At 51.1% G+C, this 15,296-nt stretch carries 15 protein-coding genes, 1 other RNA gene and 1 pseudogene; 10 read left to right on the top strand and 7 right to left on the bottom strand.

Annotated elements, in window-relative coordinates:
* From acrB to ykgO, 3 genes are all read left to right on the top strand, one after another.
* A complete protein-coding gene (acrB, locus tag TU92_RS18650; protein ID WP_112168673.1) occupies positions 1-3,153 on the top strand; it encodes a multidrug efflux RND transporter permease subunit AcrB in 3,153 nt (1,050 codons plus the stop codon).
* A gap of 121 nt (positions 3,154-3,274) precedes the next feature.
* Positions 3,275-3,529, top strand: a complete 255-nt coding sequence (locus tag TU92_RS18655; protein ID WP_112168674.1) for a type B 50S ribosomal protein L31 — start codon at positions 3,275-3,277, stop codon at positions 3,527-3,529.
* Between the two features lie 21 nt (positions 3,530-3,550).
* Positions 3,551-3,691: a type B 50S ribosomal protein L36 gene (ykgO, locus tag TU92_RS18660; protein WP_015698299.1), complete on the top strand. Its 141-nt coding sequence runs from the start codon at positions 3,551-3,553 to the stop codon at positions 3,689-3,691.
* Positions 3,692-3,818: 127 nt separating this feature from the next.
* Here ykgO and TU92_RS18665 read toward each other — a convergent pair whose 3' ends face one another.
* The 3 genes from TU92_RS18665 to TU92_RS18675 are packed head-to-tail and all read right to left on the bottom strand — an operon-like array spanning position 3,819 to position 6,324.
* Complete coding sequence (locus tag TU92_RS18665; protein ID WP_112168675.1) at positions 3,819-4,697, bottom strand: metal ABC transporter substrate-binding protein; 879 nt, start codon at positions 4,695-4,697, stop codon at positions 3,819-3,821.
* A 44-nt stretch (positions 4,698-4,741) separates the two neighbouring features.
* The gene (locus TU92_RS18670) at positions 4,742-5,599 is read right to left on the bottom strand and encodes a metal ABC transporter permease (protein WP_112168676.1); all 858 of its coding nucleotides are present in this window, start codon (positions 5,597-5,599) and stop codon (positions 4,742-4,744) included.
* Positions 5,596-6,324 (bottom strand): metal ABC transporter ATP-binding protein, encoded by a 729-nt coding sequence (locus TU92_RS18675; protein WP_208640448.1) that lies wholly within the window; start codon positions 6,322-6,324, stop codon positions 5,596-5,598. The genes TU92_RS18670 and TU92_RS18675 overlap by 4 nt, the downstream gene beginning before the upstream one ends.
* Before the next feature lie 366 nt (positions 6,325-6,690).
* Here TU92_RS18675 and TU92_RS18680 point away from each other — a divergent pair, with 366 nt between their 5' ends.
* The 3 genes from TU92_RS18680 (at position 6,691) to TU92_RS18690 (ending at position 7,894) form a co-directional block, all read left to right on the top strand.
* Positions 6,691-7,035, top strand: coding sequence for a hypothetical protein (locus TU92_RS18680; RefSeq protein ID WP_112168688.1), 345 nt, complete (start codon positions 6,691-6,693; stop codon positions 7,033-7,035).
* Between the two features lie 241 nt (positions 7,036-7,276).
* Positions 7,277-7,645 (top strand): Hha toxicity modulator TomB, encoded by a 369-nt coding sequence (tomB, locus tag TU92_RS18685; protein WP_056771141.1) that lies wholly within the window; start codon positions 7,277-7,279, stop codon positions 7,643-7,645.
* Positions 7,646-7,690: 45 nt separating this feature from the next.
* Positions 7,691-7,894: an HHA domain-containing protein gene (locus TU92_RS18690; protein WP_056771138.1), complete on the top strand. Its 204-nt coding sequence runs from the start codon at positions 7,691-7,693 to the stop codon at positions 7,892-7,894.
* 82 nt (positions 7,895-7,976) lie between these two features.
* On the opposite strand, the gene TU92_RS18695 is transcribed toward TU92_RS18690, so the two are convergent.
* Positions 7,977-8,924, bottom strand: coding sequence for a LysR family transcriptional regulator (locus TU92_RS18695; protein ID WP_112168678.1), 948 nt, complete (start codon positions 8,922-8,924; stop codon positions 7,977-7,979).
* 140 nt (positions 8,925-9,064) lie between these two features.
* Between TU92_RS18695 and TU92_RS18700 the strand changes: the two genes are divergently transcribed.
* Together TU92_RS18700 and TU92_RS18705 are read left to right on the top strand one after the other, a co-directional pair.
* Positions 9,065-10,852 (top strand): adenine deaminase, encoded by a 1,788-nt coding sequence (locus tag TU92_RS18700; protein WP_112168679.1) that lies wholly within the window; start codon positions 9,065-9,067, stop codon positions 10,850-10,852.
* 69 nt (positions 10,853-10,921) lie between these two features.
* Positions 10,922-12,271, top strand: a complete 1,350-nt coding sequence (locus tag TU92_RS18705) for an NCS2 family permease (RefSeq protein WP_112168680.1) — start codon at positions 10,922-10,924, stop codon at positions 12,269-12,271.
* A gap of 93 nt (positions 12,272-12,364) precedes the next feature.
* Here the strand turns inward: TU92_RS18705 and ffs are convergent.
* Positions 12,365-12,461: signal recognition particle sRNA small type (ffs, locus tag TU92_RS18710), an RNA gene on the bottom strand.
* A 191-nt stretch (positions 12,462-12,652) separates the two neighbouring features.
* On the opposite strand from ffs, the gene TU92_RS18715 reads away from it, so the two are divergent.
* Positions 12,653-12,961: an MGMT family protein gene (locus TU92_RS18715; protein ID WP_112168681.1), complete on the top strand. Its 309-nt coding sequence runs from the start codon at positions 12,653-12,655 to the stop codon at positions 12,959-12,961.
* Positions 12,962-13,025: 64 nt separating this feature from the next.
* Here TU92_RS18715 and TU92_RS18720 read toward each other — a convergent pair whose 3' ends face one another.
* On the bottom strand, positions 13,026-13,607 hold the full coding sequence (locus TU92_RS18720; RefSeq protein WP_112168682.1) for a YbaY family lipoprotein: 582 nt from the start codon (positions 13,605-13,607) through the stop codon (positions 13,026-13,028).
* 246 nt (positions 13,608-13,853) lie between these two features.
* Here TU92_RS18720 and tesB point away from each other — a divergent pair, with 246 nt between their 5' ends.
* Positions 13,854-14,720: an acyl-CoA thioesterase II gene (tesB, locus tag TU92_RS18725; protein WP_112168683.1), complete on the top strand. Its 867-nt coding sequence runs from the start codon at positions 13,854-13,856 to the stop codon at positions 14,718-14,720.
* 146 nt (positions 14,721-14,866) lie between these two features.
* On the opposite strand, the pseudogene TU92_RS18730 reads toward tesB, so the two are convergent.
* Positions 14,867-15,296: pseudogene (locus TU92_RS18730) on the bottom strand (ammonium transporter); the annotation flags it as partial.

Consider the following 15,296-nt stretch of genomic DNA (forward strand, 5'->3'; position numbering starts at 1 on the left):
ATGGCTAAGTTTTTTATAGATCGTCCCATCTTTGCATGGGTGATCGCCATCATCATCATGTTGGCAGGGGCATTGGCGATACTTCAATTGCCTATCGCACAGTATCCAACGGTTGCGCCACCAGCTATCCAGCTGACCGCAACTTATCCGGGCGCCGATGCGCAGACGGTACAGGATACGGTAACCCAGGTTATTGAACAGAACATGAACGGTATCGACAACATGATGTACATGTCGTCGACCAGTGACTCTTCAGGTACTGTCCAGATCACCATCACATTTGCTTCCGGTACCGATGCGGATATCGCACAGGTTCAGGTTCAGAACAAACTGCAGCTGGCGACACCGTTGCTGCCGCAGGAAGTTCAGCAACAAGGTATCTCCGTTGAGAAATCGAGCAGCAGCTTCCTGATGGTCGCGGGCTTTATCTCGAATAACGGAACCATGACGCAGGATGATATCGCCGACTACGTAGGGTCTAACATTAAAGACCCGGTCAGCCGTACTTCAGGTGTGGGTGACGTTCAGCTGTTTGGTGCTCAGTACGCGATGCGTATCTGGATGGATCCGAACAAACTGAACAACTTCCAGATGACACCGGTCGATGTCATCAATGCGATTAAAATTCAGAACAACCAGATTGCAGCAGGTCAGCTCGGTGGTACACCGCCGGTTCCTGGTCAGCAACTGAACTCCTCTATCGTGGCGCAGACCCGTCTGAAGTCCGCTGATGAGTTCGGTAAAATCATTCTGAAAGTCAATCAGGACGGCTCTCAGGTTCGCCTGAAAGACGTAGCTAAAATCGTACTGGGTGGTGAAAACTACGACGTTATCGCTCGCTTCAACGGACAACCGGCATCAGGTTTGGGTATCAAACTGGCTACCGGTGCGAACGCCCTTGATACGGCGGCATCAGTAAAAGCAACACTGGCTAAACTTCAACCGTTCTTCCCGGCGGGCTTAGAAGTTGTTTACCCGTATGACACCACACCGTTCGTTAAAATTTCGATTAAAGAAGTAGGTAAAACGCTGTTCGAGGCCATCGTCCTGGTATTCCTGGTCATGTTCTTGTTCCTGCAAAACTTCCGCGCGACACTTATCCCAACGATTGCCGTTCCGGTAGTATTGCTCGGTACGTTTGCCGTACTTTCTGCATTTGGCTATTCGATAAACACCCTCACGATGTTCGGGATGGTGCTCGCGATAGGCTTGCTCGTCGATGACGCCATCGTCGTCGTCGAGAACGTTGAACGCGTGATGGTCGAAGAAGGGCTGCCACCGAAAGAAGCCACCAAGAAATCCATGGAGCAGATCCAGGGCGCACTGGTGGGTATTGCGATGGTGCTGTCAGCAGTATTCATCCCAATGGCCTTCTTTGGCGGTTCGACCGGTGTTATCTACCGTCAGTTCTCCATCACCATCGTTTCTGCCATGGTGCTGTCAGTTCTGGTGGCGATGATCCTGACGCCAGCCCTCTGTGCGACCATGTTGAAACCGATCGCCAAGGGTGAGCATCACGAGAAGAAAGGCTTCTTCGGCTGGTTTAACAAGAAATTTGAGCAAAGTACGCACCACTATACCGACAGCGTAGGTAATATTCTGCGCAGCACCGGTCGTTATCTGGTGATTTACCTGCTGATTGTTGTTGGGATGGCATTCCTGTTTATCCGCCTGCCAACCTCCTTCCTGCCGGAAGAAGACCAGGGTGTATTCCTGACCATGGCGCAGTTGCCAGCAGGTGCAACTCAGGAACGTACGCAGAAAGTGCTCGATGAAGTCAGTAACTACTATCTGACCAAAGAAAAAGCCAACGTGAACTCCGTGTTTACCGTTAACGGTTTCGGCTTTGCTGGTCGTGGTCAGAACACCGGTATCGCGTTCGTCAGTCTGAAAGACTGGTCTGAACGTAGCGGCGCTGAAAACAAAGTTCCTGCAATTGCAGGCCGCGCGATGGGCGCTTTCAGCACCATTAAAGATGCAATGGTGTTCCCGTTCAACTTACCGGCCATTGTTGAGTTAGGTACGGCGACGGGCTTCGACTTCCAGCTGATTGACCAGGCTAACCTTGGGCATGACAAACTGACGCAGGCACGTAACCAGTTACTGGGCATGATTGCTCAGCACCCGGACTTGCTGACTCAGGTCCGTCCAAACGGTCTGGAAGATACGCCACAGTTTAAAATCGAAATTGATCAGGAAAAAGCAACGGCTCTTGGCGTTTCTATTTCCGATATCAACACCACGTTAGGTGCATCGATTGGTGGTAGCTACGTCAACGACTTCATCGACCGCGGTCGTGTGAAGAAAGTTTACGTGCAGGCTGAAAATAAGTACCGTATGTTGCCTTCAGACATCAACAATCTGTATGTCCGCGGCAGCGCGGGTCAGATGGTGCCGTTCTCCGCGTTCTCAAGCGCGAAATGGGAATACGGCTCACCTCGTCTGGAACGTTACAACGGTCTGCCTTCAATGGAAATTCTGGGTCAGCCGGCACCGGGCAAGAGTAGTGGTGATGCGATGGCGATGATGGAGTCTCTGGCTTCCAAACTCCCAAGCGGCATCGGCTATGACTGGACAGGTCTGTCTTATCAGGAACGTTTGTCAGGCAACCAGGCTCCGGCTCTTTATGCTATCTCCCTGATCGTAGTATTCCTGTGTCTGGCAGCGTTGTATGAGAGCTGGTCGATACCGTTCTCCGTTATGCTGGTTGTGCCACTCGGGGTTGTCGGTGCGCTTCTGGCGGCAACGATGCGTGGTCTGAGTAACGACGTTTACTTCCAGGTGGGTCTGTTAACCACCATCGGGCTGTCAGCGAAGAACGCCATATTAATTGTCGAATTCGCCAAAGACCTGATGGATAAAGAAGGTAAAGGGCTGATTGAATCGACGCTGGAAGCAGTCCGTATGCGTCTGCGTCCGATTCTGATGACCTCACTTGCCTTCATCCTCGGTGTTATGCCGCTGGTTATCAGCTCCGGTGCTGGTTCCGGTTCTCAGAACGCCGTAGGTACCGGCGTTATGGGCGGGATGATCACCGCAACGCTGTTGGCGATCTTCTTTGTTCCGGTCTTCTTCGTGGTGGTTCGTCGCCGCTTCGGTAAGAAGAACCAGGATATTGAACACACGCATAAAGTAGAGCATCCGACGTTATAACCGGATCCCCTACCCTGACGAAAGGCCGCTTATGCGGCCTTTTTTTTCGTCTGAACCTTGAACATGAGGTAAGATGGGTGCATAATTATTGTTATAGTATAACATAACATTTAGAGGCATTATGAAACCTGCTATCCATCCCGCTTATCGCACCGTCGTATTTCACGACACCAGCGCTAACGAATACTTTAAAGTCGGTTCCACTATTTCCACTGACCGCACCATTGAACTGGAAGGCGTGACCTTCCCTTACATCACCATTGAAGTGTCTTCCGCCTCACATCCCTATTACACCGGCAAGCAGAAAGAGTACTCAAAAGAAGGCAGCACCGCGCGCTTCAACCAGCGTTTCGGCAGCTTCCTCGGTAAGAAATAAACAGCATCAGGGAGATGTAGTATGCAGGTTCTGAGTTCATTACGTTCGGCGAAAAAACGCCACCCGGATTGCCGCGTTGTCCGCCGTAAAGGCAGAATTTATGTGATTTGCAAAAGTAATCCGCGCTTTAAAGCCGTTCAGGGTAAGAAGAAAAAACGGTAAGCAATTTTTCTTCATCGCCTCACTGTGGCACAAAAAACAAAAGCCCCGTCGCTTGCCCGACGGGGCTTTTTCTTATGCTAAGACATGATGTAAACCTCCCCACAGCAGCGCCGTGAGGAGGGGGATCTTATTTCATGCTGGCGACAATCGTCTCAACGTTATGCTTAAACGCTTTGATGTACGTCGTTGCCGGGCCCTGCGGGCCAGATAACGCTTCCGGATACAACTCTCCACCAGGCTGCGCACCGCTGGCGGCGGCAATCTGTTTCACCAGACGGGGATCGGTCTGATTTTCAATGAAGTACGTTTTTACCTGCTGTTCTTTAATCTGCTTAATCAGTGATGCCACACCGCTCGCGCTGGCTTCCGCTTCGGTAGAGAAGCCGACCGGCGCCATAAAGCTCACATGATATTCCTGGCCGAAATAGCCAAACGCATCATGACTGGTCAACACTTTACGTTTCGACTGAGGAATGCCAGTGAACTCGGTTTTCGCCCACGCATCCAATTTTTGCAGCTGCTCAATGTAAGCCTTGCCGCGCTGACGGAAATAATCAGCATCTTCCGGATCCGCTTTGATCAGCGCATTCATCACATTGGTGGCGTAAATCACACCGTTAGCCATGCTGTTCCACGCATGCGGATCGGTAATTTGCTTGCCGTCTTCTTCCATTTTACGTGAGTTAACGCCTTCCGATGCGGTGACCAGATGACCTTTATAACCGGACGCAGTGACCAGACGATCGATCCACCCTTCCAGCCCTAAACCGCTGACGAATACGACATCAGAGGCGTTAATCGCTTTGCTATCCTTTGGTGAAGGTTCAAAACTGTGCGGGTCGCCGTCCGGGCCCACCAACGTCGTCACCTTGACGTGCTCGCCCCCCACTTCATGAACGATATCACCGAGAATAGAAAAACTGGCTACCGCATCTACGGTTTTCGCCATTGCCAACGGGCTCGACAGCAGGGCAGCTACTGCGAGTGATACAGGTAATACTTTCATCATGTCCCCTTAATTTTTGGTGCTACTTTTCATTGTGTTACTGCTTAACAACGCGAGGCCGTTAACATCCCGCCACGCTTTCCAAATAAAACTGAAATAAAGAAAATAACCGTCGCGCTGAGCACAATCGCCGGGCCTGCCGGCAATGATGCGTAATATGACCAAATCAGCCCGATGACGCTGGAAATCACCCCGATAATCATCGCGCTTAATAGTGTGTGCGGTAAATCACGCGCCCAGAAACGCGCGCTGGCCGCGGGCAACATCATCAGTCCGACAGACATCAGCGTGCCAAGGATCTGGAAACCGGCCACCAGATTAATCACCACCAGCGCCAGGAAAATACCGTGGATCGCCGCCAGCCATTTACCTGCACTTACGCGCAGAAAAAGCGAGTCAAAAGACTCAATCACCAGCGCGCGATAGATGCAGGCCAGCACCAGCAACGACACACTGCTGATGATCCCGACCATGATCATCGCAGAAGAATCGATAGCGAGAATGGAACCAAATAAAACATGCAGAAGATCGACGCTTGAACCTCGCAGCGAAACCAGCGTCACGCCCAGCGCGAGAGAGCCGAGGTAGAAACCGGCGAAGCTGGCGTCTTCTTTCAATTGCGTTTTGCGACTCACCAGCCCTGACAGCATCGCCACCGCCAGCCCGGCGATAAACCCGCCAATCCCCATCGCCACCAGTGACATACCTGAAATCAGATAGCCTATTGCCGCCCCCGGTAAAACGGCGTGGGATAGCGCATCACCTACCAGACTCATCCGCCTTAACAGGAGAAAGACGCCTAAAGGTGTCGCGCTTATCGATAATGCAATGCAGGCGATCAGCGCGCGGCGCATAAAACCAAATTCAATAAAGGGGTCGGCCAGCAAATGGAAAAGCATCATGAGTTGGCCACTCCCGCCACCAGAGAAAAGGGTACAGACGAAACGCAGGCATGCGCGGGATGTGGAAAGTGGCTCAGAACATCGTGCGCACTTCCCCACAGATTTTGTTGACCACTGAGATAAAGCACATCGGGGAAATGCCGGGAGACCATCGAAATATCGTGCAACACCGCAATGACGGTCTTGCCTTCCCGATGCCACTGCGCGATGACCTTAAGGAGTAATTCGGTCGTCTGACTGTCGATGCCGGTAAACGGCTCATCGAGCATGATGAGCGGAGCCTGCTGCACCAGCAAACGTGCGAATAACGTGCGCTGTAGCTGCCCGCCGGAAAGCGACCCCACGGGAAAACTCGCCATCTCCGTCATCCCCACGGTCTCCAGCGCCTGCTCCACATTCATCGCTGACTGGCGGTTAATCCCGCCAAACAAGCCACTTTGCGGCCAGCATCCCATCGCCACGATGTCGAACACGCTGATGGGGAAACTACGATCCAGCTCAGCCTGCTGGGGTAGATATGCCAGACGCGGACGCTTGCCCTGATTGAATGTGATATCACCGGCGACAGCAGATTGCAGACCCGCCAGTGTTTTCAGAAACGTCGATTTCCCGGCGCCGTTAGCCCCAATAACCGCCGTTAAAGAACCTGACAAAAAGCGGCCATACAGCGGCATAGCCACAGCGCGACGGTCATAGCCGACTTCAAGATTGTTGACAAAAATCATGGTAGTGAAATCGCCCAGTAAATCGCCGCCCAAAGAACAACGAGTACGGCCAGTACCACGATGCAGCGTACTGGCGAAGAAATCGTAAAGAGTGTTTTGGTCATAGCCCCTCCAAATCGTTACAATATAACATCACATGAGGTCTTTTTTATCAATACATGAACTGTTTCAGTTTCTTAACGACGTCGGACAGCACCCAAACTGTCAGAAAAGGGTAAAAATTGATGTACGTATCATAAATGCCAGCCAATTCAACGAACTAAACGCAGAGATGATGAGAATTTTTTTTCGTGCTAAAAACACAGAATCCAGAAAGTATGTAATAATGTAAGAACAGAACTTAAGAGGAAATTACCCGTGCTGAAAATGATCTCCAGCGATATTTATGGGAAAAATCCCGCTGTTAAAGAGCTGCAAGAGATAATCCAATGTTCTTTATCTGAAATTGAAGAGCCTTTAATTGGCGATTTATCTTATTTTTCTGAAAATGCCCGTTATGAGCCGAATTCTTTGCAAATCGTGTCTATAACTCAAACGGACAAAAACCAATATTCAATGAGTTATCGTTACAAGTGGACGATTTTCAATGGCTGTCTGGACATTAATGCAGACGAGTTTACGACGCAAAATGTCACATTCATGGTCAAGCCAGAAGGGCTTGAGTTTGATATTATTGACACCTCCAGAGGAAGTACTGCAGACGAATTGTAAGTTTGAGTAATACGTTTGCACAGCTTTCTAAAAATGAATTATATTTAAACTGTTAACTGTAGAATAATCCCTGGTAGAACCTCCTTCAGATACCGGTTTATTGTGATTGTTACTGATATTTAACTGAGTTTGTGATGTTTCCAGCATTTGTAGTGAGAGCTGTTTCCTGTAAGCCATTAAGTTTTGTTGTTTACTCACAGAGTGTTATCAACACCGAATAAACCATTACGGAGGGGATGATATGGATGAGTACTCGCCTAAGCGGCACGATATCGCTCAGTTACGATTCCTGAATGAAATGTTGTATGATGAGGGGATTGCAACGCTGGGTGACAGTCATCATGGTTGGGTTAACGACCCTACATCAGCTGTTAACCTGCAACTCAACGAACTGATTGAACACATTGCATCCTTTGTGATGAGTTTTAAAATTAAGTACCCCGACGATAACCATTTAAGTGATCTGGTTGAAGAGTATCTGGATGATACCTACACCCTGTTCAGTAATTATGGAATAAATGATTCTGATTTACGCCAATGGCAGAAGACCAAAAAGCGATTATTCAGAATGTTCTCAGGGGACTACATCTGTACCCTAATGAAGACTTGAGTAATAATTTATATGCTGTCATCAGAAAAAAATGAAAAGGCCACGATGAACAAAATCGACTATTTGATGCGTTTAAGAAAATGCACCACTATTGATACCCTTGAACGTGTTATTGAAAAAAATAAGTATGAACTTTCAGACGACGAACTCGAATTGTTTTACTCGGCAGCTGACCACCGTCTGGCAGAACTGACGATGAATAAGCTGTACGATAAAATCCCCGTTGCCGTGTGGAAATTTGTACGTTGACTGTTTACATTGAGCCGAATCATCGCTCGGCTCAATGTTTATTATTTCAACAAAACAACGTTAGCTTTGTTTAACAATTGCCTTAACGCATCCCGTCTTTCTTTTCTTTAACTCGTTGATGAAACGCCTTTAAGAGAAATTGAAAACATTGTTCCGTTTTTTCAGAACGTAATGGAACCGGTTTACACATCATTGCAACCGTACGGCTTAATGTCGGCTGCTGCAGATGAATTATTGTTAATTCATTATCGTTAAGTGTTGCAGTATATAATTCCGGCAGAATTGCCAGGGCTAAACGTGACCGCACCAGCCCATACAACGTCTCCTGAAAATCCACCCGATAATTTACATGCAAATTCAGACGATGAGTCTCATTCATCGACGTCACCAGCCTGCTGACATTTCCTTTTGAAAACAATGCAATATCCCTTTTCGCCAACTGCCGCCACGGGATATTACGCCCTTCAGCCAGCGCATCATCACGTCTGATCACTACCACGAGCGGGTCTTCAAGCAGCGGGTACACGGCTATTGATTCCGGTACCGTGCTGTCAGTTGCTCCGATACCAAAATCAACCGATCCGTTCTCCAGTTCCAGTAATAACGCATCATTGGTGAGGTCGTGAAATTCCACACGCATATCAGGGAAATATTCCGACAGTAATTGCGGAACGGCTGGAAATAATAACGTGCTGACCGAAGGCACTAATCCGATACGTAATGTTCCATCTCCGCCCTGTTGCATTATTTGCTTCATATCATCGAACACACTGTGAGCTGTATTTAATAAGCGTTCTGCATACGGCAGCACCGCCTCGCCCTGTTCAGTGAGTCTCACATTTTGCGCCGTACGGTGTAACAACTTCCCGCCTAAGACTGACTCAATTTGTCGCAATGCGCTGCTTAATGCCGGCTGGCTGATTGCCAGTCTGTTTGCCGTTTCAGTAAAACTACGCAGCTGAGCCAGTGTGACAAAATATTGAATTTGCTTAAGAGACAGTGCAGGTAAGCGACGCCAGGGTTCAGACATGATGTGCAGTTATTCCGATAAAATAGAAAACGTTTGCTCAGCATAACCGCATCTTATAATCAGATAAAATAAATCATCTGTGCAAAGCCGCCGCCTCTCCCTACATTAAGCCTCATCATTCTGCAAATCCGGAAACAGCTATGACCGATAACCTGGCCTCCCTGCCCATTCGCCAGCAGGCAATTAATGCTGCGCTGGGGAAAATCCCCTTTGACCGCCTGTTGATCAACGCAAGGGTCATTGACATGGTGACGGGCGAAATACGTGATGCAGACGTGGGTCTGGTGGGCAGTATGATTGCCAGCGTACATCCGCGCGGAAAATTCACCCAGGCCGTTAATATTGATGATTTATCGGGATATTTTCTGTCTCCCGGCCTTATCGATACCCACGTTCATATCGAAAGCTCGCACCTGCCACCGGAAAAATACGCGGAAATTGTGGTGGCTCAGGGCACCACGACAGTGTTTTGGGATCCTCATGAACTGGCAAATGTGCTGGGCGTGGCAGGCGTAGAGTACGCGGTGAAAGCCAGCCGTGACCTGCCCTTGCGCGTCATTTGCGCGGCACCGTCCAGCGTACCTTCCACGCCAGGGCTGGAAATGTCCGGAGCCGATTTTAAAGGTCAGGAAATGCAAACTATGCTGAGCTGGCCGGAAGTCGCAGGCGTCGCAGAAGTCATGGACATGTACGGTGTACTGAACGGCAGCGAACGTATGATGGAGATCCTCGACGCCGGTTTACGCAGCGGTAAGCTGATAGAAGGCCATGCACGCGGCCTCAAGGACGAGCAGTTACAGGCCTATCTGGCGGCGGGCGTGACGTCAGACCACGAACTGACCTCGGCGGAAGACGCGCTGGAAAAACTGCGTGCCGGGCTGACGTTGCAGATTCGCGGTTCACATCCTTATCTTTTGCCGGATATCGCCGCTGCCCTGCTGAACTTACCCCATCTTTCCTCGCAGATTACGCTGTGTACTGACGATGTGCCGCCTGACCATCTGCTGGAAAAAGGCGGCCTGATTGCGCTTATCAAACTGCTGATATCTCACGGTCTGCGGGCAGAAGACGTCCTGAGGATGGCGACGCTCAACGCTGCAATTCGTCTGCGTCGCTCTGATCTCGGGTTGATTGCCGCCGGACGTACCGCTGACATCATTGCTTTCGACTCCTTAGAAACGCTGAACCCCGCCAAAGTGTTTGTCGCCGGAGACTGTGTCGCAGAACACGGCAAACTGCTGTTCAGCCCCGCGGCGGCCACTGATGTGATTGCGCCGCGCAACACCATGCGCCTTGAAAAACTGACCGGGGAAGATTTCCGGTTGAAGATCCCAGGTCTGATAAACGGTAAGGCGCGCTTACGTAACATCAAAGGTGCCCGCTTTACGCAGTGGAGTGAAGTCACGGTCGCCGTCCGCGATGGTGCGGTACAAATTCCCGAAGGGTTCAGTCTGATTTGGGTACAGCACCGGCATGGACGACATGACGCCACACCGAAAATGGCTTTGCTGGAGGGCTGGGGAGAATTACGCGGCGCGATTGCGACCTCCTACTCCCATGACTCTCATAATCTGGTGGTACTGGGGCGTGATCCTGCTGATATGGTGCTCGCTGCTAATCAGCTGATCGACAGCGGCGGCGGTATGGCGCTGGCTCAGAATGGAAACCTGCTGGCAAAAGTAGATATGCCGATAGCCGGAATGCTCTCAGATTTGCCTGCCAACATCCTTGCTGCTCAGTTTAAAAACCTGCGTGAACTCAGCGCACAGATTGCTGACTGGGAACCGCCGTATCGGGTATTCAAAGCCATTGAGGGTACCTGTCTGGCCTGTAATAACGGCCCGCATCTGACAGATCTGGGGCTCACGGACGGGGGGTTACGCGAGATTATCAACCCTGTTCTGGAAATCTGGCCCGACGAGGCCTGATATTTATTAAAAAGAAACACACAAAAATAACAGCTCACAACCGTTAAATATCCTTCTCAGGGGAATGTTATGACCGACAGTTCTGTAAAAAGTGTAGCCGCATCCTCAGACGAAAGCTGGCTTCAACGCCGCTTCCAGCTTCGTCAGCGCCACACAAAAGTAAAAACCGAGTGTCTGGCCGGTATCACCGGCTTTCTGGCTGCCGCCTATTTACTTGTGGTGATCCCCGGACTGCTGGCCGTGGGCGGGATGGACAAAGGTGCGGCCACTACCGGCGTGATTCTGGTCTTTGTGCTCGGTTCCCTGCTGATGGCGTTCTACGCCAACCTGCCGTTTATGGTCGGCCCCGGCATTGGCGGGTCGGTGCTGGTCGGGATCACGCTGGCCGGAGACGGCATCACCTGGCCAATTGCGCTGGGTATCGCCTGCTGGTCAGGGATCTTATTTTTTGTAATGACTGTGTTCGGTCTGCGTGAGGTGGTCACCCGTTCGGTTCCGCAATCTATTAAGCTGGGGCTGACGGCGTCGATCGGGATTTTCGTTGCCCTGCTCGGTTTTCGCAACGCAGGCCTGGTGATGGCTAATGCCAAAACGCATGCACTGGCGCTGGGGGATTTCACCGCACCGGGCGCGCTTATCGCGCTGCTGGGTTTGCTGGTCGCCGTAGGTTTGCAGGCACGCAAAGTTCCGGGTGCCATTTTGTGGGCGATTTTACTGGCGACGGTCGCGGGGATCCCGTTTGGCGTGACGCATTTACCTGCGCAATGGATTTCACTCCCTCACTCTGTCGCTCCGCTGCTGGGTAAGGTTGATCTGACCGGTGCTATCAATATCGCTTTCCTGCCGTTTCTGTTTATCTTCTTCGCCTCTGAGTTTTTCTCTACCATGGGCACTACGCTGGCGGTCGGCGGTGAAGCGGGCTTACTCGATGAACACGGCAATATGCAGCACATCAACAGGCCGTTCATGGTGGATTCAATTGCTGCGGCGCTCGGGCCGATTGTCGGCATTCCGGCAGCAACGGCGTTAATCGAATCCTCAGCGGCAGCAGAAGCAGGCGGTAAAACCGGTCTGACTGCGCTGTCGGCTGCCGTCATGTTCTTACTGATGCTGTTGTTCACCCCGATTGCGCTGATGATCCCAAAAGAAGCCACCGCGCCAGCACTGATTCTGATCGGTCTGAACATGTTCAGTAATTTACGTAAAGTGGATTTGGCGAATTTCACCGATGCATTACCGGTGCTGATGATGGTGATGATTACGCTGATTTCTAACAGCTTTGGTACCGGTATCGCTGGCGGGCTGCTGTTTTACATCATCATTAAGGCGGTGGCGGGGAAAGCGCGCGAGGTTCCGCTGGGGCTGTATATTTTGGCGATTCCGCTGGTGTATTACTTCGCAACGTTGGTGCATCACTGAAAGTGATAGAAGGTTTGAAGGCCGTAGTTTAGCGTTGTGATTTGAGGAAATTGGGAAGAAGAATGAACGTTGGAGGGCCTGAATTGGTGGAGGCCCTGCCAGCTACATCCCGGCACACACGACACCTGCTATGGCTGCTTCCTTCCGGACCTGACCGAGTTAACAAGTTAGTGTTGCGGGAGAACCAACAGAGCCCCCATTGTCGTTGTTGGCTTCATTTCTCTGTGTAAGAACTGAAGCGGTGGGCATTATCAGTGATGCCCGACTCAAAAGCAAGTTAACCGCCGACAACCGTTGTTTTCTTAAACAATACCGCTTAAACCCGCCTGCCTGAAACGTGAAATTACGTCATACTGTCCGGCAAACACTGAGGAGGATGTGATGCCGGAACCCGATAACTTTCGCCAGCGCGTATTTCAAATTATAGCTGCCATTCCCGCCGGACAGGTCACTACCTACGGTAATGTCGCGCAGCTGGCAGGCTCGCCGCGGGCGGCAAGGCAGGTGGGCGGTGTCCTCAAGAAATTGCCCGAAGGCAGCACTCTTCCCTGGCATCGCGTCATTAACCGTCACGGTGAGATTTCATTACAGGGCGAAGATTTTAAACGCCAGCGTCAGGCGCTGCTCGCCGAAGGGATTATCTTTAAGAAAGGCAAAGTCGATTTAGAGAAATACGGCTGGAAGTGGTAGTCCATCTAACGTGTAAATAAAAAAGCACCGCCGAAGCGGTGCCTTAGTCTTACAGCCTTCGTACTTAGTACGTTGACTGCGTCGGTACTGCGCTCACCGGAGCAGGCGCTGTACCTAATCCCGTCGGCTCAGACGGATTACTCAACGGCCCCAACGTGCTTGGCTTGGTGGCAACCGGAACGGCGACAACCGGCACCAGCTGCAGATCCGCACGGGTACCCTGACCATTGTTAATCACTTCTTTGATGCTATCCGTCACGAACGTCATCTGACCATTGATGGTCACCGCTGCGCTTAGCAAGACGCGGGCATTCGGTGGAATGTCCTGTGGGTTATACGGCAGGATAAACGTAAATGGTGACTGTTTGCCCTGCGTTCTCGCCACTTTCTGCGATATCACTTTGGATGGCGCATCGGCCAGAGAGGCATCTGATAATGTCACGGTCAGCACCGCATCAGGCGGTAGAGCGACACGCTGATTGATGAACACGCTACCCGATACATTCGGGCCAGTTATTGCAGGCTGGCTGGCCGGACTGGCTGCCGAATTCACCGGAGCCTGCTGAGCGGGTGCCTCGTGATGCTGTGCACATCCGGCAAGAGTCAGAGACAGCGCGGTTCCACCTACTATCTGCCAAAGTTTCATAGATCGTACTCCCTTTTTATTATTCGCTTGTCGACAAGCTGTAATAAACGCCGACATGAAAATGGTTTCTTTAACCAGCTTACCCATTAATCATGGCACAATAATCTGGTTTTTTCCTCCCGATGGCGAAACAGGTCTTCTGAGTGCTCATAAGATCCACTATCATTAACAGGTTAGACCTGTTCAGCAGCGGTACTTAAGCGCTGCTTTCAGCATGAACCAACCGGTAACTTTCGTGAGGCCACTATGAGTCAGGCATTAAAAAATCTGCTGGATCTGCTCGATCTGGAAAAAATTGAAGAAGGACTGTTTCGTGGTCAGAGTGAGGATTTGGGCTTGCGCCAGGTCTTTGGTGGGCAGGTTGTCGGTCAGGCGTTATACGCTGCCAAACAGACTGTTCCGGTTGATCGCGGGATCCACTCTTTTCACAGCTACTTTTTACGTCCGGGTGACAGCAGTAAGCCCATCATCTATGACGTTGAAATCCTGCGTGACGGCAACAGCTTCAGCGCCCGTCGTGTAAAAGCGGTGCAAAACGGCAAACCGATTTTCTACATGACCGCCTCTTTCCAGAGTCATGAAGAGGGCTTTGAACATCAGAACACCATGCCAGACGTGCCGCCGCCGGAGTCGCTGATCTCTGAATCAGATATCGCCAAAAATCTGGCGCATCTGATCCCGGAAAAAATCCGCGATAAATTCCTGGGCCATCGCCCCATTGAGATGCGCCCGGTGAAATTTCATAACCCGCTGAAAGGCAGCGTCGAAGAGCCGCACCGTGCGGTGTGGTTCCGCGCTAATGGTGAAATGCCGGACGATCTGCGCATCCATCAGTATCTACTGGGTTATGCGTCTGACTTCAATTTCCTGCCGACAGCGCTTCAACCGCATGGCATCGGTTTTCTGGAACCTGGCATGCAGGTCGCAACTATCGATCACTCGATGTGGTTCCACCGCCCGTTCCGCATGGATGACTGGTTGCTGTACGCCGTTGAGAGTACCTCGGCCTCTGGCGCGCGTGGTTTTGTTCGCGGTCAGTTCTACACCCGCGACGGCGTGCTGGTGGCGTCCACGGTGCAGGAAGGCGTGATCCGCAAGCGTGCTGCAGAATAAGTCTCTGCGGATAAGTATCTCCGGCTGAAAAACAAAAATGAAAAAGGGGCGATAGTGATATCGCCCCTTTTGCTATTCATCATTATTTTTTAGTTTTAGTACTGCTCGTGAAGAGAATTAGCGGACTGCTTTCTCTGAACGTTTAATTACTGATTGTACGCATTTTCGCCGTGGCTGTTGACGTCCAGACCTTCGCGTTCCTGCTCTTCAGGGACACGCAGACCGACCAACATATCTGCCACTTTGTAACCGATGAAGGCCACAACACCAGACCACACCAGCGTGACGCAGACGCTGAAGAACTGTACCCAGACCTGATGGCCCATGGTCACACCTTCTGCATAACCTACGCCACCCAGTGAACTGGAGGTGAATACGCCGGTCAGCAAGCAACCTACGATACCGCACACACCGTGAACACCGAACACGTCACAGGTGTCATCGACACGCAGCCATTTTTTCAGGGTAACGACGCCCCACAGACCGGTGACACCACCGACCAGACCGATAATCAGTGCACCACCGACGCCGACCGTACCACAGGCTGGAGTGATAGCAACCAGACCCGCGATAGCG

It is taken from the genome of Rahnella inusitata, assembly GCF_003263515.1.
Lineage (GTDB): Bacteria > Pseudomonadota > Gammaproteobacteria > Enterobacterales > Enterobacteriaceae > Rahnella > Rahnella inusitata.